This window comes from Serratia sp. CY56464 (assembly GCF_052168435.1).
Classification (GTDB): domain Bacteria; phylum Pseudomonadota; class Gammaproteobacteria; order Enterobacterales; family Enterobacteriaceae; genus Serratia; species Serratia marcescens.
On sequence record NZ_JBJNMV010000002.1, the window covers coordinates 59050 to 83683 of the forward strand.

A 24634-nucleotide genomic window follows, 5' to 3' on the forward strand; every position below is an offset into this window, starting at 1 on the left:
TTCCTCTTTTCGTTCCATCGGGCCATGTGGCGCGCGTCATTCCTGCATCAGGCGCAGGTCGATCGGCGTTTTGCTCGGTTCGCCGCCCACTTCACGCGTCAGGCGCGGCACCAGATAACCGGACACCTTGCTCAGCAGCGCCTGCATGATGACGCGCGCTTCATCGTCGCTGACCATGAAGTGCGCCGCGCCCTGCACCTTGTCCAGCACGTGGATATAGTAGGGCAGGATGCCGGCGTCGAACAGCGCGTTGCTGAGCGCCGCCAGCGTGTCGGCATCGTCGTTGACGTCGCGCAGCAACACGCTCTGGTTGAGCAGCGTGACGCCGGCGAGGCGCAGCTGGGCCATGGCGCTCCGCAGCTCGCGGTCGATTTCGTTGGCGTGGTTGATGTGCGTGACCATCAGCACCTGCAGGCGCGAGGCTGACAGCAGGCGGCACAGCGCCGGCGTAATGCGCGCCGGGATCACCACCGGCAGACGGGTGTGAATGCGCAGGCGTTTCAGGTGCGGGATGGCCTCCAGTTCGCCGACCAGCCACTCCAACTCGCTGTCTTTGGCCATCAGCGGGTCGCCGCCGGAAAAAATGATCTCGTCGAGTTCCGGGTGTTGGCGGATATAATCCAGCGCCTGCCGCCAGTTGTTCTTGTTGCCCTGATTATCCTGATAGGGGAAGTGGCGGCGGAAGCAGTAACGGCAGTTGACCGCACAGCCGCCTTTGACCAGCAGCAGCGCGCGATTGCGGTATTTGTGCAGCAGGCCCGGCACCACGCTGCGCTGCTCATCGAGCGGATCGGTGGTGAACCCTGGGGCGTTGATGAACTCTTCTCTGGCGGTCAGCACCTGGCGCAGCAGCGGGTCGTTGGCATCGCCGGGGCGCATGCGCGCAGCGAAGGCGCGCGGCACGCGCAGGGCAAACAGCCGGCGGGCATCTCGCCCCTGCGGTAGTTCCGGGTGCGTATTCAGTGACAAAAGCTGCAGTAATTCATCGGGATCGGTAATAACATCGGCGAGTTGATGCAACCAATCTTCTCTATGTGCCGTACTTTGGGTTATAATGTGTGCCATTTTTTTGGCTAAGCTACCAGTTCAAATATTCAGAGGGCCATCATGGCGACTTATTCTAGCAACGATTTCCGTCCGGGTCTTAAAATCATGTTCGAGGGCGAACCTTACGCCGTCGAAGCCAGTGAGTTCGTTAAGCCGGGCAAAGGCCAGGCGTTTGCACGCGTGAAAATGCGTCGTCTGCTGACCGGCACCCGCGTGGAAAAAACCTTCAAGTCTACCGATTCTTGCGAAGGCGCAGACGTGATGGACACCAACATGAACTACCTGTACAGCGACGGTGAGTTCTACCACTTCATGCACCCTGAGTCTTTCGAACAGCATCAGGTTGACGGCAAAACCGTCGGTGACGCGGCCAAATGGCTGCAGGATAACGCAGAGTGCATCATCACCCTGTGGGATGGCCGTCCAATCGCCGTTCAGCCGCCGAACTTCATCGAAGCGGAAATCACCGATACCGATCCTGGCCTGAAAGGCGATACCGCAGGGACTGGCGGCAAGCCGGCGACCCTGAGCACCGGCGCCGTGGTGAAAGTGCCGTTGTTCGTCCAGATCGGCGAAGTGATCAAGGTTGACACTCGCTCTGGCGAATACGTCTCTCGCGTTAAATAAGTTTCAAAACAGAGGAACCCTGGCGGTTCCTCTGTTTTACCCCATCCCCGTTCGTTGGCAGAAAATCCGCATGTTCAAGAAAACGTTGTTGGCCGTGCTCTCCCTGTTGTTCCTTTTCTCCCTCAGCAGTTGCAATACGTTTCGCGGTTTCGGCGAAGACGTTCAGCATCTCGGCGGCGCCATTTCGCGCACGGCCAGCTGACCCGGCCCTTAACCCGATGTATTCGCGCCACAAAGCCGGTGGCGATTCCACTCTCTGCGCCAATTTTGACTACGCTTAGAAAGCCGTACTTTTTCATCAACGACAAATAAGGACTTTCTTATGCTGAAGAAAAGTATTATCGCGATCTTCTCTTTGATGATTTTGAGCTCGCTGACCGCCTGCAACACCACCCGCGGCGTGGGTGAAGACATTCAGGCCGGCGGCAAGGCTATTCAGCGCAGCGCGGAATAATCCGCATTCCACCCGGCGGCGTTCCGGCTGCGGAGAGCCGCCGCATTTCCACCTCTTGCTTGCGCGTTAACGCTGCTGCTATCCTGCCGCAGTGCGGGTGAGGTTGCCCGCCATTCATCACTCAGCTGAACGGGACGACCCGTTTACGCGTCATTTTATCGGGGACGACCCCAGTGGTAGGGAGGCCGTCTCATGGCCTGGATTATTTTGCTTATCGCCGGTTTGCTCGAAGTGGTTTGGGCTATCGGTCTGAAATACACCCACGGTTTTACCCGGCTGACGCCGAGCATCATCACCATCGCCGCAATGGTGGTCAGCATGTTGCTGTTGGCCAACGCCATGAAAACGCTGCCCGCCGGCACCGCCTACGCGGTGTGGACCGGCATCGGCGCGGTGGGCGCGGCCATCATGGGCATGGTGCTGTTGGGGGAATCGACCAATATTGCGCGCATCATCAGCCTGTGCCTGATCGTGGTCGGCATCCTCGGGCTGAAGTTCAGCAGTCACTGATCGGCGGACTGCTGCACCCAGATCAGCGCATCGGTGGCGAAACCGTAGCCCTTGGCTATCTGCAATAAACGGTCGCGTACGCTGGCGTCAAGCGTCGGCGTGCGCGACAGGATCCACAGATAGTCGCGGTTAGGGCCGCAAACCAGCGCGTAGCGATATTCCGGATCCAGGGCTATCACGTTGTAGCCGCCATAGAAGGGGCCGAAGAACGACACTTTCAGCGCCGCGACCTGCGGTGAACCGATAAAGTAGGCTTTGCCTTCGCTTTCTTGCCATTGCTGTTTTTGCGCATTGAAGCCGCGATTGATGACTTTCAGTCCGCCGTCGGCGCGCGGGCCGTAATGGGCGGTCACCTGCTGCAAACCGCGTTCAAAACGATGATCCAGACGAGCGATCTCATACCAGGTGCCGAGATAGCGCTGGCTGTCGAAAGGGGTCACGACCCTGATGTCTTTAGGCGGGGAGACGCTGCAGGCCACGGAGAGCAGGGCGGAAAGCATGACGCTAAGCTTTGACCATAAACGCATCGGTGACTCCTGTTTACCGGGGGCGAGTAGACAGTGTAGCCGATGAGAAAAGGGCGGCCAACGGGCGTTGGCCACCCGAGCGGTTTACAGCGTGATGACGCCGATGACGGTGACGACGCTGAGTATCGCCGCCAGACCGTAGAACACCCATTTGCCTGCCGGCACGTGGATCTTCAGATCGTGCATCGCATGGTGGATGCGGTGCAGGCCGCACCACAGCGGCAGAATGATCATCAGCAGCAGGAACAGGCGGCCGATCAGGCTCTGGCAGAACGCCAGCACGCGCTCGTAACCCAGCGCTTCACCGGGGAACAGCCCCAGCGGCAGCAGAATGCCGACCAGCAGCACGATGGCCGGCGCGACAATCGCGCCCCACATGCCGCCGGCGCCGAACAATCCCCAGAAAACCGGCTCGTCGGAGCGTTTAGGTGCTTGATTTATCATGATTCCTCCGGATTAGAACAGGGCCACGGCCAGGATGACCACGCTGACGACGATCGTGACGGCCCATAGCCCTTTCACGATGGGGCCCGGTCCCATTTTCTCGCTGTTGACCACGATATTGGCGGCCTTCGGCGCCAGATCGAACCAGGTTTTGGTGTGCAGCGCCGCCGCCAGCAGGGCGACGACGTTGATTAACAGCACCAGCGGGTTCTGCAAGAAGCCGACGAAGCCGGCCCAGCTCTCGGCGCCGCCCTTCAGCGCGAACACGCCGTAGAGCAGCACGATGCTGAACCAGACCGCCAGCACCGAGGTGCCTTCACGCAGCATGTAGAAACGGTAGAAGCCGAGCTTTTGCCACCAGGTGGGCGTCATGGTGCGCACATAGGGCTTACGTTGAGTTGTCATGGCAATTTTCTCCCTTATTGCGGCTTCAACATGGCGATCATGAAGTCTTTGGCGCTCTCCACCTTGCCCTGCTGGATGGCGGCGGCGGGATCGACGTGTTTCGGACAGACTTCGGAGCAATAGCCGACGAAGGTGCAGCTCCAGACGCCGTTTTGGCCGTTGAGCTGCGGCATGCGCTGTTTCTTGCCGTGGTCGCGGTTGTCCAGGTTATAGCGGTGCGCCAGCGTGATCGCCGCCGGGCCGATAAACTCGGGGTTGAGGCCAAACTGCGGGCACGCCGCGTAGCACAGGCCACAGTTGATGCAGCCGGAGAACTGGTGGTACTTGGCCATCTGCGCCGGGGTCTGCACGTTCGGGCCATCCTCTGGTTTGCGATCGTTGCCGATGATGTACGGTTTGATTGCCTCCAGGCTTTCGATGAAGTGGGTCATGTCGACCACCAGATCGCGCTCGATCGGGAAGTTGCCCAGCGCTTCGACCTTCATGCCGCCGACGTAGTCGCGCAGGAAGGTTTTGCACGCCAGCTTCGGCACGCGGTTGACCATCATGCCGCAGGAGCCGCAGATCGCCATGCGGCAAGACCAGCGGTAGGAGAGATCCGGCGCCAGGTTATCCTTGATATAGCCCAGCGCATCGAGCAGCGAGGTCTGTTCGTCGTAAGGCACGGCGTAAGTGACGAAATGCGGTTCGGCGTCGCTTTCCGGGTTATAGCGCATGACGTCGATCTTCAGGGTTTGCATCTCAGCCATTTGCCTGCTCCTTATTCTTTTTCTCCTGCGCTTCGGCTTCTGCGCCGTAGACGCGTTTGGCCGGCGGCAGCTTGGTGATTTTCACGTCGCTGTATTCGAGACGCGGCGCGCCCTGCGGGTTATGGAACGCCAGCGTATGCTTGAGGAAGTTGACGTCGTCACGCTCGGTGCAGCCTTCGTCCAGGCGCTGATGGGCGCCGCGCGACTCTTTGCGGTTAAACGCGGAGTGCGCCATACATTCGGCGACGTCCAGGCCGTAGCCCAGCTCGATGGTGTACAGCAGATCGGTATTGAACACGCTGGAGTTGTCGGTGATTTTGACGCGTTTGAAGCGCTCTTTCAGCTCGGCCAGCTTATCGATGGTTTTTTGCATCAGCTCCGGCGTGCGGTAGATGCCGCAGCCTTCTTCCATCGACAGCCCCATTTCGTCGCGGATCTTCGCCCAGTTTTCGTTGCCTTCCTGCTTCATCAGGTTGCTCAGGCGGGTTTCGACGTCGCGGGTTTGCGCATCCAGCGCGCTGCCGTTGGCCGGCGCGGTTTCCAGCGCGCGGCGCGCCGCATGCTCACCGGCGACGCGGCCGAACACCACCAGTTCCGCCAGCGAGTTGGAGCCGAGGCGATTGGCGCCGTGCAGGCCGACGGAGGAGCACTCGCCGACCGCGAACAGCCCCTTGATGCGGGTTTCACAGTTCTGGTCGGTTTCAATGCCGCCCATGGTGTAGTGCGCGGTAGGGCGCACCGGGATCGGATCTTTCACCGGATCGACGCCGACGTAGGCCTTGGCCAGTTCGCAGATGAACGGCAGCCGCTCCAGAAGCTTTTTCTCGCCCAGGTGGCGCAGATCGAGGTAGACCACGTCGCCGCGCGGGGTGGCGATGGTGCGGCCGGCGCGCCATTCGTGCCAGAAAGCCTGCGACACCTTGTCGCGCGGGCCCAGCTCCATGTATTTGTTCTTCGGTTCGCCCAGCGGGGTTTCCGGGCCCATGCCGTAGTCTTGCAGGTAGCGGTAGCCATCCTTGTTCACCAGGATGCCGCCTTCGCCGCGGCAGCCCTCGGTCATCAGGATGCCGGAACCGGGCAGGCCGGTCGGGTGATACTGCACGAACTCCATGTCGCGCAGCGGTACGCCGTGGTGGAACGCCATGCCCATGCCATCCCCGGTCACAATGCCGCCGTTGGTATTGTAGCGGTAAACGCGCCCGGCGCCGCCGGTGGCCATCACTACCGCGTTGGCGCGGATCTGCACGCGGGTGCCTTCCATCATGTTGAGCGCCACCAGGCCGCGCGCCTGGCCGTCATCCACCAGGATATCCAGCACGAAGTGCTCGTCGAAGCGTTGAATTTGCGGGTATTTCAGCGAGGTCTGGAACAGGGTGTGCAGCATGTGGAAGCCGGTCTTGTCGGCGGCGAACCAGGTGCGTTCGATCTTCATGCCGCCGAAGCGCCGCACGTTGACTGAGCCGTCCGGTTTGCGGCTCCACGGGCAGCCCCACTGCTCGAGCTGGGTCATCTCGCGCGGGCACTGATGCACGAAGTGATCGACCACATCCTGCTCGCACAGCCAGTCGCCGCCGGCGACGGTGTCGTGGAAGTGGTAGTCGAAGGTATCGTGATCCTGAGTGACGGCGGCGGAGCCTCCCTCGGCGGCGACCGTGTGGCTGCGCATCGGGTAGACCTTAGAGATCAGCGCGATTTTCAGTTGGGGATTGGCTTCCGCTGCGGCTATTGCTGCACGTAAACCAGCGCCCCCGGCCCCAATAATGGCAAGATCGGCGTTAAAGGTTTGCACTGCATTCCTCCAATGTTCTTGTTAAGAACGGCAAGTTAAATATCTATGCTTAAAATTTAGCGAACTCTTCGGGTGCTAACTAATTGAACCGATTAATGTTGCTTAAAGGTTAAGGATAGATATCTCCCACCAATAATGGGGAATTAACTATACCTAAAGTTAAGTAGTCGAAATTTGATGTGATCGATTGTTTTGTCGATTAACGCTTGCCCAACAGGCTTGCCTGCCTTTTCGCGTGTTCGGCGTGCTTTACCCTTTTTAACGCACTTTTGCCGCCCATTTGTCGGAAATTGGCGTTCTGGCCGGTTGCGCATCGTGAAGAATTTGTTTGGCTGCAAGGATGCGAGTAGACTGCATCCCCTGTTTGATTTCGGAGTTAATTACCATGAGCGAAACGGCAAGCTGGCAGCCTAGTGCACCCATCGCCAATTTGTTGAAACGCGCAGCGATTCTGGCTGAGATCCGGCGTTTCTTCGCCGATCGTGGCGTGCTGGAAGTTGAGACGCCCACCATGAGCCAGGCGACGGTCACCGACGTTCACCTGTTCCCGTTCGAGACGCGTTTCGTCGGGCCGGGGGCGGCAGAGGGCCTGACGCTATACATGATGACCAGCCCGGAATATCACATGAAGCGCCTGCTGGCGGCGGGCAGCGGCCCGATCTACCAAATGGGGCGCAGCTTCCGCAATGAAGAAGCCGGGCGGCATCACAACCCGGAATTCACCATGCTGGAGTGGTACCGTCCGCACTACGACATGTACCGCCTGATGAATGAGGTGGACGATCTGCTGCAACAGGTGCTGGACTGCGAGAGTGCGGAGACCCTGTCCTATCAGCAGGCGTTCCTGCGCCATCTGGACATCGATCCGCTGTCGGCGGAGAAGGCGCAACTGCGTGAAGCGGCGGCCAAACTCGATCTGAGCAACATCGCCGATACCGAAGAAGATCGCGATACGCTGCTGCAGCTGCTGTTCACCGTGGGCGTGGAACCGCATATCGGCCGTGAAAAGCCGGCGTTCGTTTACCACTTCCCGGCCAGCCAGGCGGCGTTGGCGGAGATCAGCACCGAAGACCACCGCGTGGCGGAGCGCTTCGAGGTGTATTTCAAGGGCATTGAGCTGGCGAACGGTTTCCGCGAGCTGACCGACGGCCGTGAACAACAGCAGCGCTTCGAGCAGGACAACCGCAAACGCGCGGAGCGCGGCCTGCCGCAGCAGCCGATCGACTACCGCCTGTTGGCGGCTTTGCAGCACGGCATGCCGGAATGTTCCGGCGTGGCGCTGGGCGTGGATCGTCTGGTGATGCTGGCGTTGGGCGCCGAGAGCCTGAGCGAAGTCTTAGCCTTCCCGGTCGGGATCGCCTGACGTTTCAGGCGGAGAGAAAAGCAAAAAGGGTCGGCATTTGCCGGCCCTTTTTTTATTGCGAGAAACGCTTACAGCCCCCCGGCGTCGCGCTTGGTGTTCGGTGCCGGCGTAGACGGCGGCGTGCGGCCGTTGTTGGTCAACCGCGACAGCGTCTCGGTGCGCACCTGGAACGGCGGGTACGGCAGCGTGATGCCGTGCTCGCGATAACCCGCCAGGATCAGCTGGTGGATCTCATGGCGCAGCGGCATGCGGTGGCCCATCTCGGCGGCGTAAATACGCATCTCGAAGATCTGGATGCCCTGCTGCAGATCGACCAGGTAAACCTCCGGCGCCGGGTTATCCAACACCAGCGAGCAGCGCTCGGCGGCGTTCATCAGGATCTTGGTCACTTCTTCGCTGTTGGCTTCGCCCGGCGCCGGTACGGTCAGCACCACGCGGGTCAGGGTGTCCGACAGCGACCAGTTGACGAACTGTTCGGTGATGAACGCTTTGTTCGGCACGATGATCTCTTTGCGATCCCAGTCCGAAATGGTGGTGGCGCGGGTGTTGATCTTGGTGACGGTGCCGGTCAGGTTGCGGATCGTCACGGTGTCGCCGATGCGGATCGGTTTCTCGAACAGGATGATCAGGCCGGAGATGAAGTTGGAGAAGATCTCCTGCATGCCGAAGCCCAACCCCAGACTGAGCGCGGTAACCACCCACTGCAGTTTTGACCATTCGATGCCGATCCAGGCGAAGCTGAGCACCGCGCCGAACAGCAGCAGCAAGTACTTGGTGATGGTGGTGATGGCGTAGCCGGTGCCCGGCGACAGATCCAGGTGCTGCAGCACCGCCAGCTCCAGCAGCGCCGGCAGGTTGCGCACCAGCTGCATGGTGATGATCAGCACCAGAATGGCGATCAGCACCGCGCCGAGGGTGATCGGATGGGCGGTCTCCACGCCGTTGACCGTCGAAGTCACGTCCCACAGCGAAATGTTTTCCAGGAAGGCGAACGCGGAGTGGATCTCGGACCACAGCACGATCACCGACACCAGCGCGATCAGCGTCAGGATCGATCGCACCAGCCGCAGCGACTGGGCGCTGATGGTGTCCAGATCGAAGTCCGAATCGTCCGGATCGATGGCGCCTTCGGTGCTGTTCGGGGTGTGCGAGGTTTCGTCTTCGCCGCGGGCGCGTTGGGCCAGGATGTCGGCGCGGCGCTGTTTGGCGCGATCGAAAGCGATGCGCCGCCGTTGGATCAGCATCCAGCGGCGGATGATGTGGTAGATGACCAGCAGCAGGAACCAGATCGCCACCGAGGTTTCCAGGCGCGCCAACAGCGCCTGCGCGGTGGTGAGGTAACCGACGGTCGACGCCAGCGCCGCCAGCAGCGGCGCCGACAGCAGCAGCCCCCAGAAGGCGCTGTTGAGCATGTTGTCGCCGGAGCCGTTTTTATCCAGATACAGCGGAATGCCGGCGCGTTTCAGGCTGTGGGTGACCAGCGCCAGCGCCAGACACAGCAGGATAAAGCACAGCCGCCCCAGGGTGTTGGCGAACTCGCGTTCTTTCAGGCTATCGAAGGTGATCAGTGCCATGATCAGCGGCACGATCAGCCAGATCGACATCTTGTAGTAGCGCATGGCGCGCGAAACCTGCTTCGCCGGCCAGCGGAAGTGCACGATGAACAGCCCCTGCGGGTGGGCGAAGGCGGCGCAGATCATGCAGATCCACAGGATCGGCAGCGTGGCGGTCACCCCTTTGCCGATCGCTTCCGCCACCGGGTAGTTCCAGGCGCTCTGCAGGCCGTAACCGAGCGCGGCCCACAGCACCGGCAGCGGCATTGCCACCAGAATCGACCAGAACACGGTGCGCACCGTCAGGAAGAATTCGTCCTGCGTCACCTTGCCGACGCGGCTGCTGGCGCGCTCGAGGAAGGCGTGATAGTGCTTGCGCGAACTGATGCTGAAAATCACCAGCAGCAGGGCGCCGAAGATCGGGATCAGCGTTTCGCGGCTGGTCACCATCATCATGAAGGCGCCGCCGAGCTGCGACAGCGTGTCCAGCGACAGGACGCGGGTCAGATCGTGCGCCACGTTGAGCGGATAAGAGAAGTTGATCGGATTGACGTCCGGCACCCAGAACAGATAGCGGTGGGTGGCGTCGCGGATCTCGTTCAACGCTTCGATCAACTGGGTGTTGGCCACCTTCAGCTTGGTCAGCTCAAGGATTTGGGTGTCGCAACCGGACAACAACGAGTTGAGCAGCTCGCGCTGGGTGCGCAGCTGAGCATCGACGATGCGCTGCTCCTGGTTGGTCAGCGCGCTGCCGTCGTCGCGCTTGAATTCGCGCTGCGACAGTTTTTCCAGCTGGTTTTCAAACTGCAGGCGCTGCACGCGCAGCTGGGCCATGTCGCCGTCCAGCTGTTGCGGCTTGGGCATTTCCGGCAGCGTCGCCACCTGGGCGCGCAGGGTTTCCCCCAGCGCCGACGACGAGCCGAGCCATTGGGCCTGTTCGATGATGGTGCTCAGCGCCTGGCGCACCTGCAGCGTCTGCGCCGCCGCCTGCCGCTGCTGCGACGAAATCAGATCCATGCGCTGCGCCTGGCTGTTCAGCGCGGCGGACAGTTCGCGGTTGATCTGCAGCTGTTGGCTGATGCTTCTTGGCAAATCGCCGTTCTGCTCGGCCAACTGCTCGGTTTTTTCCAGCGCCAGTTCCGCTTCGCGTTGGCGCTGGGCGTTGAGGTTGTTGCGCAGCGCCTGCAGCTGAACGTCTATTTTCTCGTGGCGCTTTTTATAGACCTCGGCGCGCATGCGCGCCAGCTCCTGCCGGTTGTTGGCCGACAGCTGCGCCAGCTCCAGCTCGTCCACTTTGGCTTTGCGCGCCGCAGCTTCGGTCTGCTGCAGGGCCAGGGCGGCCTGCGCGTACGGCGTGGTCGGGTTGGCGGGCTGCGCCTGCAGGCGGCGCTGCACTTCCGTCAGCGCACGGCGGGCGTCGGTCTGCTGCTGCGGCAACTGGCCGAGCGAATCGCTGATTTCCCGCGTGCGATCCTGTTCTTGCTGCAGCAGGCGCGCCTGTTCCAGCAGCAGGCTGCTGGTTTGCAGGATCTGCTGTTCCAGCTCGGCGGCCGGCAGATCGTCGCCGTTCGGCAGGATCTTGTTGCTTTCCAGCACCAACTGACGGCGCAGTTCCTGCGTCATCTTCGGGAAATCGTCGATCACTCTCTGATACTGCTCGGAGCGAGTCTGCGACTCTTTGCGCTCCGTCAGCCAGTTGAGGGCGCTTTGCAGCGCCTCGGTGGTTTCCGCCTGATTCGGCGCGTTTTTGCTGCTTTCCGCCTGCTTCAGCTCCTGTTTGAGCTGGGTCTCGGTCGGCACGGGGGCGGCCAGCGCCGGTTGCCACAGCAGGCAACCGAGCAAAAGCGTGATGATCAGGCGCACGGCGTCGATTCCTTTAGATCGGGGTCTGTGGTGTTTCAGCGGCGGCCGGGATTTCGGCGAAGGCTTCACCCATGCGGGTGACGGTGCCGTTATGCAGCTGCGGCGCGAACTGCACGCTGCCTGCGGTAAACAGGTTGATCACCGTGGAGCCGAGTTTGAAACGGCCCATCTCGGCGCCTTTTTCCAGCGCGATGGCGCCTTCTTCGCCGGCGGCCGGGTAGGTCCAGCGTTTGATGATGCCTTCGCGCGGCGGCGTGACGGTGCCGGCCCAGACGGTTTCGATACTGCCGACGATGGTGGCGCCGACCAGGATTTGCACCATCGGCCCGATGTCTGTGTCGAAGACGCAGATCACGCGCTCGTTGCGTGCGAACAGGTTAGGCACGTTGGCGGCGGTGAGCGGGTTGACCGAGAACAGATCGCCCGGCACATAGATCATTTCGCGCAGTACGCCGGCGCACGGCATGTGTACGCGGTGATAGTCGCGCGGCGCCAGGTAGGTGGTGGCGAACAGGCCGTTGCGGAACTGCTCGGCCAACAGGTAGTTGCCGGCCAGCAGCGCTTCCAGGCTGTAGTGGTGGCCTTTGGCCTGGAAGATTTGGTCCTCGCGGATCGGGCCGAGCTGGCTGATGGCACCATCGGCGGGCAGCGCCAGCCAGTTGGCGTCGGCGATGATCGGGCGCGCGCCATCGCGCAGCGGGCGCACGAAGAAATCGTTGAAGGTGGCGTAAGACGCCAGGTCCGGGTTTTGCGCTTCCTGCATGTCCACGCGGTAGTAGCGGGCGAAGGTTTTGACCACCAGTTGGGTCAGCCAGCCGGCCCGTTTGTCGGCGCCCCAGCCCGCCAGGCGGGTCAGCGCCAGCTTCGGCAGCCAATATTGCAGTTTAATCTTGATGCTATCCAGCACGTTGAACCTCGTGAATCAGGGTAAAGGGCGCGCATTGTAACGAGGGCGCCGCCGTCGTCAATGCCCGCCCGTCAGTGTCAGTCTGCGGCGTCCGTGAAGTTCTTGCGAACCTTCACCTGCGCCATGCTTTCCAGAATGCGGTGGTAATTGTCGAAACGCTCTTCCGCGATGTCGCCTTTTTCCATCGCCGCGCGGATGGCGCAGCCGGGATCGGTATCGTGGCGGCAGTCGCGGAATTTGCAACCGCCTAAATAATCACGGAATTCGACAAAGCCGCGGGTAATTTGTTCCGGCTCCAGGTGCCACAGGCCAAACTCGCGCACTCCGGGGGAGTCGATCACGTCGCCGCCATGCTGGAAGTGGTACAGCCGCGCGGCGGTGGTGGTATGTTGCCCGAGGCCCGATACGTCGGAAACCTGATTTACCAGAATTTGCTCTTCAGACGGCGGCAACAGCGCGTTCAGCAGGCTGGATTTGCCTACCCCCGACTGGCCGGCGAAGATGCTGATGCGCCCGGCCAGCGCCTGTTCGAATTCCGCCATGCCTTCCCGCGTCTGGCTGGAGACTTCCAGCACCCGGTAGCCAATCTTGCGATAGATATCCATCATGCCGTCGACCAGCTTGCGCGCTTCGGCGTCCAGCAGGTCAATTTTGTTGAGCACGATCAGCGGCTCGACTTCGAGCGTTTCGCAGGCCACCAGATAGCGGTCGATGATGTTCAGCGACAGCTCGGGCAGGATCGCCGACACGATGACGATCTGATTGATATTGGCGGCGATCGGCTTCACGCCGTCGTAGAAGTCCGGGCGCGTCAGCACCGAGGTGCGCTCGTGCACCGCTTCCACAATGCCCTTCACCCCTTCATGGGCGCCCAGGCCGGGGCGCCACACCACGCGATCGCCGGTGACCAGCGAACGCAGCGTGCGGCGGATGTTGCAGCGGTGCTGAGTGCCATCCGGCGCCTCAACGTCGGCGTGCATGCCGAAACGGCTGATGACGACGCCTTCCTGCGGCTCGCCCAGCTGGGAATCATCCGGTTCCGGTTTGTTATCGGCGCGCTTCAGACGGCGCTGATGGTTCGCCTGCACGCGGCGTTGCTGACCTTTGGACAGTTTGTTCTTACTCACTGCGCCTCACTTGAATCGGTTTTATACCTTTACGTATACGCACAGCTGCGGCGAGGGACTAGCCCCGGGCGCAGCCTTGAACCCGTCAGGGTATATGTCGCCCAAGGCGACCAAAAAGACTATGATACACGCTATTTTATATTAAATAACCGTTGTTAGCCGCCGGCTGCGGCGCGTTGCCACCGGCGGCGCCCGTCGTCTCGTCCGCACAGCGTTTTTCTCTCGGCTTTTAGGCAGGAAACATCATGACAGGAAACGAAAATAACCTGATTTGGATCGATTTGGAGATGACCGGGCTGGATCCCGAGCGCGACCGCATTATCGAGATCGCCACGCTGGTCACCGACGCCAATCTGAACATCCTGGCGGAAGGGCCGGTGATCGCCGTGCACCAATCCGACGAGCAGCTGGCCTTGATGGACGAGTGGAACGTGCGCACCCATACCGGCAGCGGGCTGGTGGAGCGGGTGAAAGCCAGCCGCCAGGACGATCGCGCCGCCGAGCTGGAAACCATCGCCTTCCTGCAGCAATGGGTGCCGGCCGGCAAATCGCCGATTTGCGGCAACAGCGTGGGCCAGGATCGCCGTTTCCTGTTCCGCTATATGCCCGAGTTGGAGGCCTACTTCCATTACCGCTATCTGGACGTCAGCACGCTGAAGGAACTGGCGCGCCGTTGGAAGCCGGAAATTCTCGGCGGCTTTAAGAAGCAGGGCACCCATCAGGCGCTGGATGACATCCGCGAATCGGTGGCCGAACTGGCTTATTACCGCGAACATTTCATTCAGCTTTAAGGCGATGGCGGCCCCTGCGGGGAAAAAACGTCGTTTTTAGCCGCTTAATTCGCCAATCTGGCGCTTTAATCGGCAATCAAACAAAAATCGCGTTTTTTTGCTTTCAGGGGCTTGCGGCAAAAAGGATTTCTCGTATAATGCGCACCCCGTACCGATGAAGAATTTCGTAACGTTCCACCATCGATACGCCGGGCGGGAATAGCTCAGTTGGTAGAGCACGACCTTGCCAAGGTCGGGGTCGCGAGTTCGAGTCTCGTTTCCCGCTCCAAATTCAACAATGTCGCGATGCGGCATGATGAATAAATAAAGCAGTATCAAGCAGTACCTATGCGACGCGGGAATAGCTCAGTTGGTAGAGCGCAACCTTGCCAAGGTTGAGGTCGCGAGTTCGAGCCTCGTTTCCCGCTCCAAAAATTCAAAGGTCACGCCAGTGTTTGGTGACCGGATGCCAAAAGCATCTCTATGCGGGAATAGCTCAGTTGGTAGAGCACGACCTTGCCAAGGTCGGGGTCGCGAGTTCGAGTCTCGTTTCCCGCTCCAATTTTCTCTTCGTTTCAAACTCAAGTCCAACGCCTTATCCGGCGCGGATTTTTGTCCCGTTTTACACGCCTGCTAAAAATGTTGTGAACAGAGTTATCCACAGCCTCTGCACATAAACTCGCCTGCCTGAAAAATCAACGTCATACAAATTAAATATTTATCTATTTGATTTATATGCTTATTTATTTATCCCAAAACGTTATGCCGATCACTTGCTCTTTTTGTTGCAGTTGAAAGACAACGTGTTTTTATTTTTATGCACAAATCCACAGAGTGAGTCTTCCGGCGATAAGCCCGCGCGGCGCACGCCGTCAGGCGTCCCTCGGCAAACCTTTTTCCACAGCCCGTATCAGCCGTTTTTTCTGTGCCGTCTGCACCTCGATGCCCTGCGCTTCGCGGCGGGCGAGCTGTTGCGCCAGCGCCCAGTGGATATGTTCGTCCAGCATGCTGTCCTGGCCCAAACGCGTGCGCAGCGCGAGCACGACGCCGTCCTCATAAGGCGCATTGCCCAGCGCCACGGCGATATTGCGCAGCCAGCGAAGGTGGCCGATGCGGCGTATCGCCGAGCCTTCGGTGATGCGCAGGAATTTTTCTTCTGTCCAGTTGAACAGATCGATCAGCTGCGGCGCATGCAGCGCGGCGCGCGGGCTGAAATCGTCTTCGTCGGTGAGCTGCGAAAAGCGATTCCACGGGCAGATCAGCTGGCAGTCATCGCAGCCGTAGATGCGGTTGCCGAGCAGCGGGCGGAATTCTTCCGGGATCGCGCCTTCCAGCTCGATGGTCAGGTAGGAGATGCAGCGCCGGGCGTCGACGGTATAGGGGGCGACGATGGCGCCGGTCGGGCAAGTGGTGATGCAGGCGACGCAGCGGCCGCACTGTTCTTCCTGCGGCTGATCCACCGGCAGCGGCAGATCGATCAGCAATTCGCCGAGGAAAAACCACGATCCGGCTTCGCGGTTGAGAATTAGTGAGTGTTTACCAACCCATCCGATGCCCGCCTTGGCGGCCAGCGCGCGCTCCATCACCGGCGCAGAATCGACAAAGGGGCGGAAATTCAACTCGCCGCAGTATTCCTGGATCTGATCGCCCAGTTTTTTCAGGCGCTGGCGCAACAGCTTGTGATAGTCACGCCCCAGCGCGTAGCGGCTGACGTAGCCCAACTGCGAATCTTGCAAGGTGCTGGCGAACGCCGCCTTGGCCGGCAGGTAGTTCATGCGTACGCTGATCACTCGCAGCGTGCCCGGCAACAGTTCGTGAGGGCGTGCGCGCAACATGCCGTGGCGCGCCATCCATTCCATCTCGCCGTGGTACTGCTTGTCGAGCCAGGCCTGCAGCTTCGGCTCTTCAAGGCTCAGATCGGTATCGCAGATGCCAACCTGCTGGAATCCTAGCGATTGCCCCCATTGCTTGATATGTTGGGCGAGTTGATGAAGATCGAGGGGGTGCGTCATGACGGGCCACAGTGAAAAAGCATACGCTGACAGTTTACCACACTCTGTCTGGCCTGCGGATTGGATCCGTCGCTCGGAACCCGCGGCGGCGGCCTCGCTCGGTATTTCTCTTTACGATTTGATGCAGCGCGCCGGTCAGGCGGCCTACGCGCTGGCGCGCAACGCGTACCCTTCCCGCGACCACTGGCTGGTGCTGTGTGGCCACGGCAACAACGGTGGCGACGGCTATGTGGTGGCGCGTCTGGCGAAGGCGGCGGGCGTGCAGGTGACGCTGATCGCCTGCGAAGGCGCACGTCCTTTGCCACCGGAAGCCGCAGCGGCTCGCGAGGCCTGGCAAGCAGCAGGCGGCGACATTCTGCCGGCGAACAGCCGCTGGCCGGCGTCTGTTTCGCTCATCATCGACGGCCTGCTGGGCACTGGTCTGGGCAGCGCGCCGCGTGCGCCTTACGACGCGCTGATCGAGGCCGCCAACCGCCATTCGGCGCCGGTGGTGGCGCTCGATATTCCGTCCGGCCTGCTGGCGGAAAGCGGCGCGGCGCCAGGCGCGGTGGTGCGTGCCGCGCACACCGTCACGTTCATCGGCCTCAAACCGGGGTTGCTGACCGGCCAGGCGCGTGACTGGGTCGGGCAACTTCATCAGAATGCGCTAGGCTTATCGGATTGGTTGGCTAAGCAACCTGAGCAGATTCAGCGGCTTACCGCCGAGGTGTTGCCGCGCTGGCTGCATCCGCGCCGTCCTTGCGCTCATAAGGGCGAGCATGGCCGCCTGCTGTTGGTGGGCGGCGACCGCGGATTCGGCGGCGCCATTCGCATGGCGGCGGAAGCGGCGCTGCGCAGCGGGGCTGGATTGGTGCGAGTGCTTACTCACATTGAGCACGTCGCGCCGCTGCTGGCGGCCAGGCCGGAGTTGATGGCACAGGCGCTGGACGAGGCGACGCTGCGGCAGGCGATGCAATGGGCGGACGTGCTGGTGATTGGCCCGGGGCTGGGCCAGGCTGAGTGGGGCAAAAACGCCTTGAGCGTGCTGCAAACCAGCGATAAACCAGCCTTGTGGGACGCCGATGCGCTGAACTTGCTGGCATTAAATCCCGAGAAACGGCAGAATCGCGTGATGACTCCGCATCCTGGAGAGGCGGCGCGGCTGTTGAGCTGCAGCACTGCGGACATCGAGAGTGATCGCTTACTTGCCGTGCGCAAGCTGACGGCGCGCTACGGCGGCGTGGCGGTGCTGAAAGGCGCCGGTACGCTGATCGCCGATGAGCAGGGGCAGATGGCGATCGCCGACGTCGGCAACGCCGGCATGGCCTCCGGCGGCATGGGCGATGTGCTGTCGGGCATCATCGGCGGTTTGCTGGCGCAAAAGCTCCCGCTGTATGATGCTGCCTGTGCGGGCTGCGTCGTGCATGGCGCGGCCGGCGATCGCGTAGCGGAAAGACAAGGAACAAGAGGCATGTTGGCGACCGATTTACTGCCGGACATCCTTCATTTCGTTAATCCTGAGTGGGCAAAATAGACTTTATCGAATGAAAGAACTCGTTTTACCTCTGCCGGACGAGGCAGCGACTGTCGCTTTGGGCACCACTTTGGCCAAGGCCTGCGATCGCGCCAGCGTCATCTATCTCTACGGCGACCTGGGCGCCGGTAAAACCACCTTCAGCCGTGGCTTCCTGCAGGCGTTGGGGCATCAGGGCAACGTCAAAAGCCCGACCTACACGCTGGTAGAGCCCTATGCCTTGCAGCCGTTGGCGGTGTATCACTTCGATCTGTATCGCTTGGCCGATCCGGAAGAGCTTGAATTCATGGGCATTCGCGATTACTTCGCGCAAGACGCCATCTGCCTGGTCGAATGGCCGCAGCAGGGCACCGGCGTGCTGCCGGAGCCGGACCTGGCGCTGTACCTCAGTTATCAGGGTGAGGGGCGAGAGGCGAAGATTGAGGCGATTTCCGCATACGGCAGCCAGTTGTTAGACCGCATTCATGGATCACAGGGATGATGCTGCAATGACGCAGGTGTTGAAAAAATTTGCGGTCATCATGCTGATCGCCGTGCTGGGGCCGCTCGGCGCGTTGAACGCGCTGGCGGCGTCCTCGCTGTCCGATATCAAAGTGTCGAACGCCCAACGCGAAGCGACGGTGTCGGTGAGCTTCAATGGTCCGCCGGACTATGCGTTTTTCCCGCTGCACGGCCCGGAACGGGTGGTGCTGGACGTTAATCAGAAGGGCAAGGTCGGCGGTCTTCCGCTCAATTTCAGCGGGCAAAACCTGGTGAAAAGCATTCGTTCCAGCGCGCCGAAAGACGCTCAGAGCGTGCGCCTGGTGTTTGATCTGACCCAGCGCGCCAAAACCCGCGTTTCCACTCGCCAGAACGGCGGCGTGCATACCGTGGTGTTCACCATTTCGGCCGAAGGCGGCGCCAATATCGTGGCGCGTAAAGCGCCGGTGCAAACGCCTCCGCCGGTCGCCGTCAGTCAACCGCCGCGTCAGGCGCCGGTCGCGGTGCGTGAAGCGCCGGAGCCGCCGCTGCGCAAAGCGCCGACGGGATCGAATCCCTTTACCCAAAAACAGACCGTGGTCGCAGGCACCGCCACTGAGGTCACGCCGCGCAGCAGCCGCGTTTCCGCCGGTTCCGGCGATCGGGTGGTGGTGGCGATCGACGCCGGCCACGGCGGCCAGGATCCGGGGGCCATCGGCCCGAGCGGGTTGAAAGAAAAGAATGTCACCATCGCCATCGCGCGTCGCCTGCAGGCGATGCTGGACGCCGACCCGCAGTTCAAACCGGTGCTGACGCGTAACGGTGATTATTTCATCTCGGTGATGGGGCGTTCCGACGTTGCGCGTAAACAGGGCGCCAACGTGCTGGTCTCCATCCATGCGGACGCCGCGCCAAACCGCAGCGCCAGCGGCGCTTCCGTCTGGGTGCTGTCCAACCGCCGCGCCAACAGCGAAATGGCCGGTTGGCTCGAACAGCATGAGAAGCAGTCTGAGCTGCTCGGCGGCGCCGGCGATTTGCTGGCCAATAGCCAGGCCGACCCTTATCTGAGCCAGGCGGTGCTGGATCTGCAGTTCGGTCACTCGCAGCGCGTCGGGTACGACGTGGCGGTGAAAGTGCTGCAGCAGCTGCAGAGCGTCGGATCGTTGCATAAACGCCGGCCGGAACACGCCAGCCTGGGCGTGCTGCGTTCGCCGGATATTCCATCGCTGCTGGTGGAAACCGGATTTATCAGTAATAGCACGGAGGAGCGGCTGCTGGGCAGTAGCGCGTATCAGGAGAAGATTGCCAAGGCCATTCATAACGGCCTGCGCAGCTACTTCCTGGCGCATCCGCTGCAAGCCGACCCAAAGGTGGAAAACCGACCGCTGGACGTCGCAGCGGCGGTTAACACCTCAACACCAGACGTGCGTCAGCCGGAGCCTATCGTCAGCCCGGCCGGCGCGAGCCGCAGCGTTAACGGCAAGACCCAGATCCACGTGGTGAAACGGGCGGAGACGCTGTCCGGCATCGCCGACAGCTACGGCACCACCATGGCGGCGCTGCGGGATCTGAACAAACTGAAGAAAGATGGCGTGTGGGTCGGGCAACGCCTGAAGGTGCCGGCGGGGAAAACCGCCGCCGTCACCGCCGTCGCCAAAGCGAAAACGCCGGCGAAAAGGCCGTCTAAACATAAAGTGGCCCGCGGAGATACGCTGTCCTCCATCGCTTCCCGCTACGGGGTCAGCGTCGGCGATCTGAAACGGGTCAATAATCTGAAGTCGGACGTCGCGCCGCTGGATCGGACGCTGACCATTCCGCAGGCCTAGCGTCACCGCTACAGGAGTCAGCATGCCTATCCAGGTGTTACCGCCACAGCTCGCCAACCAGATCGCCGCCGGAGAGGTGGTTGAGCGCCCCGCGTCGGTCGTCAAAGAGCTGGTGGAAAACAGCCTGGACGCCGGGGCGACGCGCATCGATATCGATATCGAACGCGGCGGCGCCAAGCTGATCCGCATTCGCGACAACGGTTGCGGCATCGGCAAGAACGATCTGGCGCTGGCGCTGGCGCGGCACGCCACCAGTAAAATCAGCACGCTCGACGACCTGGAGGCGATCGTCAGCCTCGGCTTTCGCGGCGAAGCGCTGGCCAGCATCAGTTCGGTGTCCCGTTTGACTCTGACGTCGCGCACCGCCGACCAGAGCGAAGCGTGGCAAGCCTATGCCGAAGGGCGCGAGCAGGCGGTGACGGTCAAACCCGCTGCGCACCCGGTCGGCAGCACGCTGGAAGTGCTGGATCTGTTTTACAACACCCCGGCGCGCCGCAAGTTCATGCGCACCGAGAAAACCGAATTCGGCCATATCGATGAAGTGGTGCGGCGCATCGCGCTGGCGCGCTTCGATGTGGCGATCAACCTCAGCCACAACGGCAAACTGATCCGCCAATACCGGGCGGCGAAGGAAGAAAGCCAGCACGAGCGCCGTTTAGGCAGCATCTGCGGCCCGGCGTTTTTGCAGCATGCGCTGAACATCGACTGGCAGCACGGCGATCTGAGCATCCGCGGTTGGGTGGCGGATCCGGCCGGGGCGCGCCAGCTGGGTGAAATGCAGTATTGTTACGTCAATTGCCGCATGATGCGCGATCGTTTGATCAATCACGCCATTCGTCAGGCCTATCAGGATCAGTTGAAGGACGATCAGCAGCCCGCTTACGTGCTGTATCTGGAGGTCGATCCGCACCAGGTGGACGTCAACGTGCATCCCGCCAAGCACGAGGTGCGTTTCCATCAGGCGCGGCTGGTGCACGACTTTATCTACCAGGCGGTGACCACCGTGCTGCAACAGGCCGGTCAGACTCCGTCGCTGCCGCTGGCGGAAACGCCGGACGAAGCGCCCGCGCCGGTCTGGCAGCAGGAAAACCGCGTCGCCGCCGGCGGCAACCATTTTTCTCAGCCTGCGCCGCGCCGTGAAACGCCGCCACCGGTCGGCACCGCCCGCGAGCGGCCGCCGCAGCCGAGCTGGCAAGCGGCGGGCGGTTATCAGAAACGCGAAGGCGAGCTGTACGGTAAACTGATGCAGCCCGCCGCCGAGCCGCCGGCCGAGGCCGCGCCGGAAGTTTCGATCAAGCCGCCGCTGTTCCCGCCGGCGAAAGCCGCAGCGGAAACGCCGTTGGCGGGCGGCCAGCACAGTTTTGGCCGGGTGTTGATGATCCATCCGCCGTGTTATGCGTTGATTGAACAGCGCCAGCAGCCGGCGTTGCTCAATCTTACGGTGGCCGAGCGCTGGCTGCGTCAGGCGCAGCTCAACCCGCCGACGGAAGGGCTGCGGCCGCAGCCGCTGCTGATCCCAGTCAAGCTGACGTTGGAAAAGAGCGAAGCGGCGGCCATCGCGCGGCATCAGGCGCTGCTGACGATGATGGGGCTGGATCTGCAGGCGGATCACGGCCGTGTGACGCTGCGCGCAGTGCCTTTACCATTACGCCAACAAAATTTACAAAAACTGATACCCGAACTGTTAGGCTATCTGGCCGAACATCAGGAGATGTCGCCCGCGGTGCTGGCCACCTGGCTCGCTCGCCGTCTTGGCAGCGAACATGAACAGTGGAACACCTCGCAAGCGATACAATTGCTGACCGACGTTGAACGACTTTGCCCGCAGCTGGTCAAATCGCCACCGAGCGGACTTTTACAACCCGTTGATTTACAGGCCGCACTGGCGGCCCTCAAGCATGACTGACACTGAAATGACACCACGTCCCCCGGCTATTTTCATCATGGGGCCGACCGCCTCGGGCAAGACCGCGCTGGCGATCGCGCTGCGCGAACGCCTGCCGGTGGAACTGATCAGCGTCGATTCCGCGCTGATTTACCGCGGCATGGATATCGGCACCGCCAAGCCGAGCGCCGAAGAATTGGCGCAGGCGCCGCATCGGCTGATCGATATTCGCGATCCCGCCGAAGCTTACTCGGCTGCGGAGTTCCGCGCCGATGCGCTGAAAGAGATGGCCGACATCACCGCCGCCGGCCGCATTCCGCTGTTGGTGGGCGGCACCATGTTGTATTTCAAGGCATTGCTGGAAGGATTGTCGCCGTTGCCGTCCGCCGATCCCGCGGTGCGCGAGCGCATCGAACGGCAAGCGGCGGAGCAGGGTTGGGAGGCGTTGCACCGTCAGTTACAGGCGATCGATCCGGTCGCGGCATTGAGAATTCATCCGAATGATCCGCAGAGACTGTCCAGAGCACTGGAAGTTTTTTTTATTTCGGGTAAAACTTTAACGGAACTGACTAAAATTTCGGGTGAATCGTTGCCGTATCAAGTTCACCAATTTGCGATAGCACCGACCAGCCGTGAGTTGATCCATCAACGCATCGAGCTGCGGTACCATCAAATGTTGGCGGCGGGTTTTGAGACGGAAGCGCGTGCACTTTTCGCACGGGGTGATTTGCATACGGACTTGCCCTCCATTCGCTGTGTCGGTTACCGCCAGATGTGGTCATACTTGTCTGGTGAAATTAGTTACGATGAGATGGTTTATCGTGGTATTTGCGCAACACGTCAGTTGGCTAAACGCCAAATGACCTGGTTACGGGGTTGGGAGTCGGTCCATTGGTTGGACAGTGAAAAGCCGGGAGAGGCTTTGGACTCGGTGACACAGGTTGTTAGTGCATAGGTTGGGTGATTGTGTACAATTGCTGAGTATTCAGCGCGCAAATTTTTTACGTCGTTTATTTTAGAGCCGACAGGTTCTTAGTTACAAACAACAAGCAAATAAGGAAAAGATAGAATGGCTAAGGGGCAATCTTTGCAAGATCCGTTCCTGAACGCATTGCGTCGTGAACGTGTTCCGGTTTCTATTTATTTGGTGAATGGTATTAAGCTGCAAGGCCAGATTGAGTCTTTTGACCAGTTTGTCATCCTGTTGAAGAACACGGTTAGCCAGATGGTGTACAAGCACGCTATCTCTACCGTTGTCCCGTCACGTCCGGTTTCGCATCACAGCAACAACCCGAGCGGCGGTTCAAGCAACTATCACCATGGCAACAATCCGTCTGCGCAGCAACAGCCGCAGCAGGAAAGCGATGACGCTGAATAAAGCGCGTTGCAAGTCAACCATGACGGGGAGCATAAGCAGCCGCGGGCTGTTTATGTCCCCCAAACTCACGGTGAGTGTCCGTTTGAGAGGTTGCACGCTTGTTTGACCGTTATGAAGCCGGTGAGCAGGCCGTACTGGTTCATATCTATTTCTCGCAAGACAAAGATACGGAAGACCTCAACGAGTTCGAATCGCTGGTCTCCTCAGCCGGTGTCGAAGCTTTGCAAGTGGTGACTGGTAGCCGCAAAGCCCCGCATCCGAAGTACTTTGTCGGCGAAGGAAAGGCCGAAGAAATTGCAGATGCGGTGAAAGCCAGCGGCGCGTCTGTTGTCCTGTTTGATCATTCCCTTTCCCCGGCGCAGGAAAGAAACCTCGAGCGCCTGTGCGAATGCCGGGTGATCGATCGCACCGGGCTGATTTTAGACATCTTCGCCCAGCGTGCCCGCACCCATGAAGGTAAGCTGCAGGTGGAGCTGGCGCAGTTGCGTCACATCGCCACGCGTCTGGTACGCGGCTGGACGCACCTGGAGCGGCAAAAAGGGGGGATTGGCCTGCGCGGGCCGGGGGAAACCCAGCTTGAGACCGACCGTCGCCTGTTGCGCGATCGCATCAGCTTGATTCTGCGCCGCCTGGAGCGGGTAGAAAAGCAGCGTGAACAAGGCCGACGCGCGCGGACCCGTGCCGATGTGCCGACCGTATCGCTGGTGGGCTACACCAACGCCGGCAAATCCACCCTGTTTAACCGAATAACGTCTGCCGAGGTGTATGCGGCGGACCAGCTATTTGCCACCCTGGATCCTACGTTGCGGCGCATTGACGTGCCGGACGTGGGGGATACCGTGTTGGCGGATACCGTAGGCTTCATCCGGCACCTGCCGCACGATCTGGTGGCCGCCTTCAAGGCGACGCTGCAGGAAACGCGCCAGGCATCTCTGCTGCTGCACGTCATCGATGCCGCAGATCCGCGCGTCGATGAGAACATCGAAGCGGTGAACACCGTGCTGGCGGAGATAGACTCGGATGAAATTCCTACACTGTTAGTGATGAACAAAATAGATATGCTGGACGATTTTGTGCCGCGTATCGACCGCAACGACGAAAACCTGCCGATCCGGGTGTGGCTGTCCGCCGCCAGCGGAGAGGGTATTCCGTTGCTGTATCAGGCGTTGACGGAGCGCTTATCGGGGGAGATCGCGCATTACGAATTGCGCTTACCGCCACGGGCAGGCCGTCTTCGCAGCCGTTTTTACCAGCTTCAGGCGATTGAAAAAGAGTGGAACGAAGAAGACGGCAGCATTGGCGTGGTGGTGCGAATGCCGATCGTCGAATGGCGTCGTCTCTGCAAGCAAGAACAGGACCTGATTGACTTTATCGTATGATCATATCCTGTTACATTTATGCTTCGCGAAAGCCTGAAGTACCCAAT

At 60.8% G+C, this 24634-nt stretch carries 23 protein-coding genes and 3 tRNA genes; 16 read left to right on the forward strand and 10 right to left on the reverse strand.

Annotation, left to right across the window (positions count from 1 at the left end; all coding sequences use genetic code 11):
- Nucleotides 1–36: 36 nt before the first annotated feature.
- A complete protein-coding gene (epmB, locus tag ACJ8KE_RS13875) occupies nt 37–1065 on the reverse strand; it encodes an EF-P beta-lysylation protein EpmB (RefSeq protein ID WP_028127561.1) in 1029 nt (342 codons plus the stop codon).
- A gap of 42 nt (nt 1066–1107) precedes the next feature.
- Here epmB and efp point away from each other — a divergent pair, with 42 nt between their 5' ends.
- The 4 genes from efp to sugE all read left to right on the forward strand — a co-directional run bounded on the left by efp (nt 1108) and on the right by sugE (nt 2638).
- A complete protein-coding gene (gene efp / locus ACJ8KE_RS13880; protein ID WP_004929666.1) occupies nt 1108–1674 on the forward strand; it encodes an elongation factor P in 567 nt (188 codons plus the stop codon).
- A gap of 70 nt (nt 1675–1744) precedes the next feature.
- Complete coding sequence (locus tag ACJ8KE_RS13885) at nt 1745–1876, forward strand: entericidin A/B family lipoprotein (protein ID WP_004929667.1); 132 nt, start codon at nt 1745–1747, stop codon at nt 1874–1876.
- 120 nt (nt 1877–1996) lie between these two features.
- Complete coding sequence (locus ACJ8KE_RS13890) at nt 1997–2128, forward strand: entericidin A/B family lipoprotein (protein WP_004929668.1); 132 nt, start codon at nt 1997–1999, stop codon at nt 2126–2128.
- A gap of 192 nt (nt 2129–2320) precedes the next feature.
- Nucleotides 2321–2638 (forward strand): quaternary ammonium compound efflux SMR transporter SugE, encoded by a 318-nt coding sequence (sugE, locus tag ACJ8KE_RS13895; RefSeq protein ID WP_004929669.1) that lies wholly within the window; start codon nt 2321–2323, stop codon nt 2636–2638.
- Here sugE and blc read toward each other — a convergent pair.
- The 5 genes from blc to frdA form a co-directional block, all read right to left on the reverse strand.
- On the reverse strand, nt 2632–3165 hold the full coding sequence (gene blc / locus ACJ8KE_RS13900; RefSeq protein WP_028127562.1) for an outer membrane lipoprotein Blc: 534 nt from the start codon (nt 3163–3165) through the stop codon (nt 2632–2634). The genes sugE and blc overlap by 7 nt on opposite strands.
- 84 nt (nt 3166–3249) lie before the next feature.
- Nucleotides 3250–3609 (reverse strand): fumarate reductase subunit FrdD, encoded by a 360-nt coding sequence (frdD, locus tag ACJ8KE_RS13905; RefSeq protein ID WP_016929374.1) that lies wholly within the window; start codon nt 3607–3609, stop codon nt 3250–3252.
- A gap of 12 nt (nt 3610–3621) precedes the next feature.
- Nucleotides 3622–4014, reverse strand: coding sequence for a fumarate reductase subunit FrdC (gene frdC / locus ACJ8KE_RS13910; protein WP_025305010.1), 393 nt, complete (start codon nt 4012–4014; stop codon nt 3622–3624).
- A 14-nt stretch (nt 4015–4028) separates the two neighbouring features.
- Nucleotides 4029–4763 (reverse strand): succinate dehydrogenase/fumarate reductase iron-sulfur subunit, encoded by a 735-nt coding sequence (locus tag ACJ8KE_RS13915; RefSeq protein ID WP_004929676.1) that lies wholly within the window; start codon nt 4761–4763, stop codon nt 4029–4031.
- A complete protein-coding gene (frdA, locus tag ACJ8KE_RS13920; RefSeq protein WP_028127563.1) occupies nt 4756–6552 on the reverse strand; it encodes a fumarate reductase (quinol) flavoprotein subunit in 1797 nt (598 codons plus the stop codon). The genes ACJ8KE_RS13915 and frdA overlap by 8 nt, the downstream gene beginning before the upstream one ends.
- Before the next feature lie 385 nt (nt 6553–6937).
- Here frdA and epmA point away from each other — a divergent pair, with 385 nt between their 5' ends.
- On the forward strand, nt 6938–7915 hold the full coding sequence (gene epmA / locus ACJ8KE_RS13925; RefSeq protein ID WP_028127564.1) for an elongation factor P--(R)-beta-lysine ligase: 978 nt from the start codon (nt 6938–6940) through the stop codon (nt 7913–7915).
- Nucleotides 7916–7983: 68 nt separating this feature from the next.
- Here the strand turns inward: epmA and mscM are convergent, their stop codons facing one another.
- The 3 genes from mscM to rsgA all read right to left on the reverse strand — a co-directional run bounded on the left by mscM (nt 7984) and on the right by rsgA (nt 13365).
- Nucleotides 7984–11331, reverse strand: coding sequence for a miniconductance mechanosensitive channel MscM (gene mscM, locus ACJ8KE_RS13930; protein ID WP_442517288.1), 3348 nt, complete (start codon nt 11329–11331; stop codon nt 7984–7986).
- Nucleotides 11332–11344: 13 nt separating this feature from the next.
- Complete coding sequence (gene asd / locus ACJ8KE_RS13935) at nt 11345–12238, reverse strand: archaetidylserine decarboxylase (protein WP_110146626.1); 894 nt, start codon at nt 12236–12238, stop codon at nt 11345–11347.
- Nucleotides 12239–12315: 77 nt separating this feature from the next.
- On the reverse strand, nt 12316–13365 hold the full coding sequence (gene rsgA / locus ACJ8KE_RS13940; protein ID WP_033638924.1) for a small ribosomal subunit biogenesis GTPase RsgA: 1050 nt from the start codon (nt 13363–13365) through the stop codon (nt 12316–12318).
- Between the two features lie 245 nt (nt 13366–13610).
- Between rsgA and orn the strand changes: the two genes are divergently transcribed.
- The 4 genes from orn to ACJ8KE_RS13960 all read left to right on the forward strand — a co-directional run bounded on the left by orn (nt 13611) and on the right by ACJ8KE_RS13960 (nt 14696).
- Entirely contained in the window at nt 13611–14156 is a 546-nt protein-coding gene (gene orn / locus ACJ8KE_RS13945) for an oligoribonuclease (RefSeq protein ID WP_004929689.1), read from the forward strand.
- Between the two features lie 192 nt (nt 14157–14348).
- A tRNA-Gly gene (locus ACJ8KE_RS13950) sits at nt 14349–14424 on the forward strand.
- Nucleotides 14425–14490: 66 nt separating this feature from the next.
- A tRNA-Gly gene (locus ACJ8KE_RS13955) sits at nt 14491–14566 on the forward strand.
- 54 nt (nt 14567–14620) lie between these two features.
- Nucleotides 14621–14696: transfer RNA gene (locus tag ACJ8KE_RS13960), tRNA-Gly, on the forward strand.
- Nucleotides 14697–15007: 311 nt separating this feature from the next.
- Here the strand turns inward: ACJ8KE_RS13960 and queG are convergent.
- Nucleotides 15008–16147 carry a tRNA epoxyqueuosine(34) reductase QueG gene (gene queG, locus ACJ8KE_RS13965; protein WP_016929367.1) on the reverse strand — a complete coding sequence of 380 codons (1140 nt, stop codon included), beginning with the start codon at nt 16145–16147 and terminating at the stop codon, nt 15008–15010.
- On the opposite strand from queG, the gene nnr reads away from it, so the two are divergent.
- From nnr to hflX, 7 genes are all read left to right on the forward strand, one after another.
- Entirely contained in the window at nt 16146–17660 is a 1515-nt protein-coding gene (gene nnr, locus ACJ8KE_RS13970; protein WP_123867815.1) for a bifunctional ADP-dependent NAD(P)H-hydrate dehydratase/NAD(P)H-hydrate epimerase, read from the forward strand. The genes queG and nnr overlap by 2 nt on opposite strands.
- 10 nt (nt 17661–17670) lie before the next feature.
- The gene (tsaE, locus tag ACJ8KE_RS13975) at nt 17671–18141 is read left to right on the forward strand and encodes a tRNA (adenosine(37)-N6)-threonylcarbamoyltransferase complex ATPase subunit type 1 TsaE (RefSeq protein WP_028127566.1); all 471 of its coding nucleotides are present in this window, start codon (nt 17671–17673) and stop codon (nt 18139–18141) included.
- A gap of 7 nt (nt 18142–18148) precedes the next feature.
- Complete coding sequence (gene amiB, locus ACJ8KE_RS13980; protein WP_016929364.1) at nt 18149–19945, forward strand: N-acetylmuramoyl-L-alanine amidase AmiB; 1797 nt, start codon at nt 18149–18151, stop codon at nt 19943–19945.
- A 22-nt stretch (nt 19946–19967) separates the two neighbouring features.
- Nucleotides 19968–21851, forward strand: a complete 1884-nt coding sequence (gene mutL, locus ACJ8KE_RS13985) for a DNA mismatch repair endonuclease MutL (protein ID WP_442517289.1) — start codon at nt 19968–19970, stop codon at nt 21849–21851.
- On the forward strand, nt 21844–22785 hold the full coding sequence (miaA, locus tag ACJ8KE_RS13990) for a tRNA (adenosine(37)-N6)-dimethylallyltransferase MiaA (protein WP_004933679.1): 942 nt from the start codon (nt 21844–21846) through the stop codon (nt 22783–22785). The genes mutL and miaA overlap by 8 nt, the downstream gene beginning before the upstream one ends.
- A 114-nt stretch (nt 22786–22899) precedes the next feature.
- On the forward strand, nt 22900–23208 hold the full coding sequence (gene hfq / locus ACJ8KE_RS13995; RefSeq protein WP_004933678.1) for an RNA chaperone Hfq: 309 nt from the start codon (nt 22900–22902) through the stop codon (nt 23206–23208).
- Between the two features lie 98 nt (nt 23209–23306).
- Nucleotides 23307–24587, forward strand: a complete 1281-nt coding sequence (hflX, locus tag ACJ8KE_RS14000) for a ribosome rescue GTPase HflX (protein WP_004933675.1) — start codon at nt 23307–23309, stop codon at nt 24585–24587.
- The last annotated feature ends 47 nt before the right edge of the window (nt 24588–24634 follow it).

What these genes read in the sequence shown, in the direction of transcription:
- sugE (WP_004929669.1), top strand. Translation starts at nt 2,321, where the DNA reads ATGGCCTGGATTATTTTGCTTATCGCCGGTTTGCTCGAAGTGGTTTGG.
- nnr (WP_123867815.1), top strand. Translation starts at nt 16,146, where the DNA reads ATGACGGGCCACAGTGAAAAAGCATACGCTGACAGTTTACCACACTCT.
- ACJ8KE_RS13915 (WP_004929676.1), bottom strand. Translation starts at nt 4,763, where the DNA reads ATGGCTGAGATGCAAACCCTGAAGATCGACGTCATGCGCTATAACCCG.
- efp (WP_004929666.1), top strand. Translation starts at nt 1,108, where the DNA reads ATGGCGACTTATTCTAGCAACGATTTCCGTCCGGGTCTTAAAATCATG.
- ACJ8KE_RS13890 (WP_004929668.1), top strand. Translation starts at nt 1,997, where the DNA reads ATGCTGAAGAAAAGTATTATCGCGATCTTCTCTTTGATGATTTTGAGC.
- epmA (WP_028127564.1), top strand. Translation starts at nt 6,938, where the DNA reads ATGAGCGAAACGGCAAGCTGGCAGCCTAGTGCACCCATCGCCAATTTG.
- epmB (WP_028127561.1), bottom strand. Translation starts at nt 1,065, where the DNA reads ATGGCACACATTATAACCCAAAGTACGGCACATAGAGAAGATTGGTTG.
- ACJ8KE_RS13885 (WP_004929667.1), top strand. Translation starts at nt 1,745, where the DNA reads ATGTTCAAGAAAACGTTGTTGGCCGTGCTCTCCCTGTTGTTCCTTTTC.
- blc (WP_028127562.1), bottom strand. Translation starts at nt 3,165, where the DNA reads ATGCGTTTATGGTCAAAGCTTAGCGTCATGCTTTCCGCCCTGCTCTCC.
- hfq (WP_004933678.1), top strand. Translation starts at nt 22,900, where the DNA reads ATGGCTAAGGGGCAATCTTTGCAAGATCCGTTCCTGAACGCATTGCGT.
- mutL (WP_442517289.1), top strand. Translation starts at nt 19,968, where the DNA reads ATGCCTATCCAGGTGTTACCGCCACAGCTCGCCAACCAGATCGCCGCC.
- frdC (WP_025305010.1), bottom strand. Translation starts at nt 4,014, where the DNA reads ATGACAACTCAACGTAAGCCCTATGTGCGCACCATGACGCCCACCTGG.
- orn (WP_004929689.1), top strand. Translation starts at nt 13,611, where the DNA reads ATGACAGGAAACGAAAATAACCTGATTTGGATCGATTTGGAGATGACC.
- amiB (WP_016929364.1), top strand. Translation starts at nt 18,149, where the DNA reads ATGACGCAGGTGTTGAAAAAATTTGCGGTCATCATGCTGATCGCCGTG.
- queG (WP_016929367.1), bottom strand. Translation starts at nt 16,147, where the DNA reads ATGACGCACCCCCTCGATCTTCATCAACTCGCCCAACATATCAAGCAA.
- miaA (WP_004933679.1), top strand. Translation starts at nt 21,844, where the DNA reads ATGACTGACACTGAAATGACACCACGTCCCCCGGCTATTTTCATCATG.
- frdD (WP_016929374.1), bottom strand. Translation starts at nt 3,609, where the DNA reads ATGATAAATCAAGCACCTAAACGCTCCGACGAGCCGGTTTTCTGGGGA.
- tsaE (WP_028127566.1), top strand. Translation starts at nt 17,671, where the DNA reads ATGAAAGAACTCGTTTTACCTCTGCCGGACGAGGCAGCGACTGTCGCT.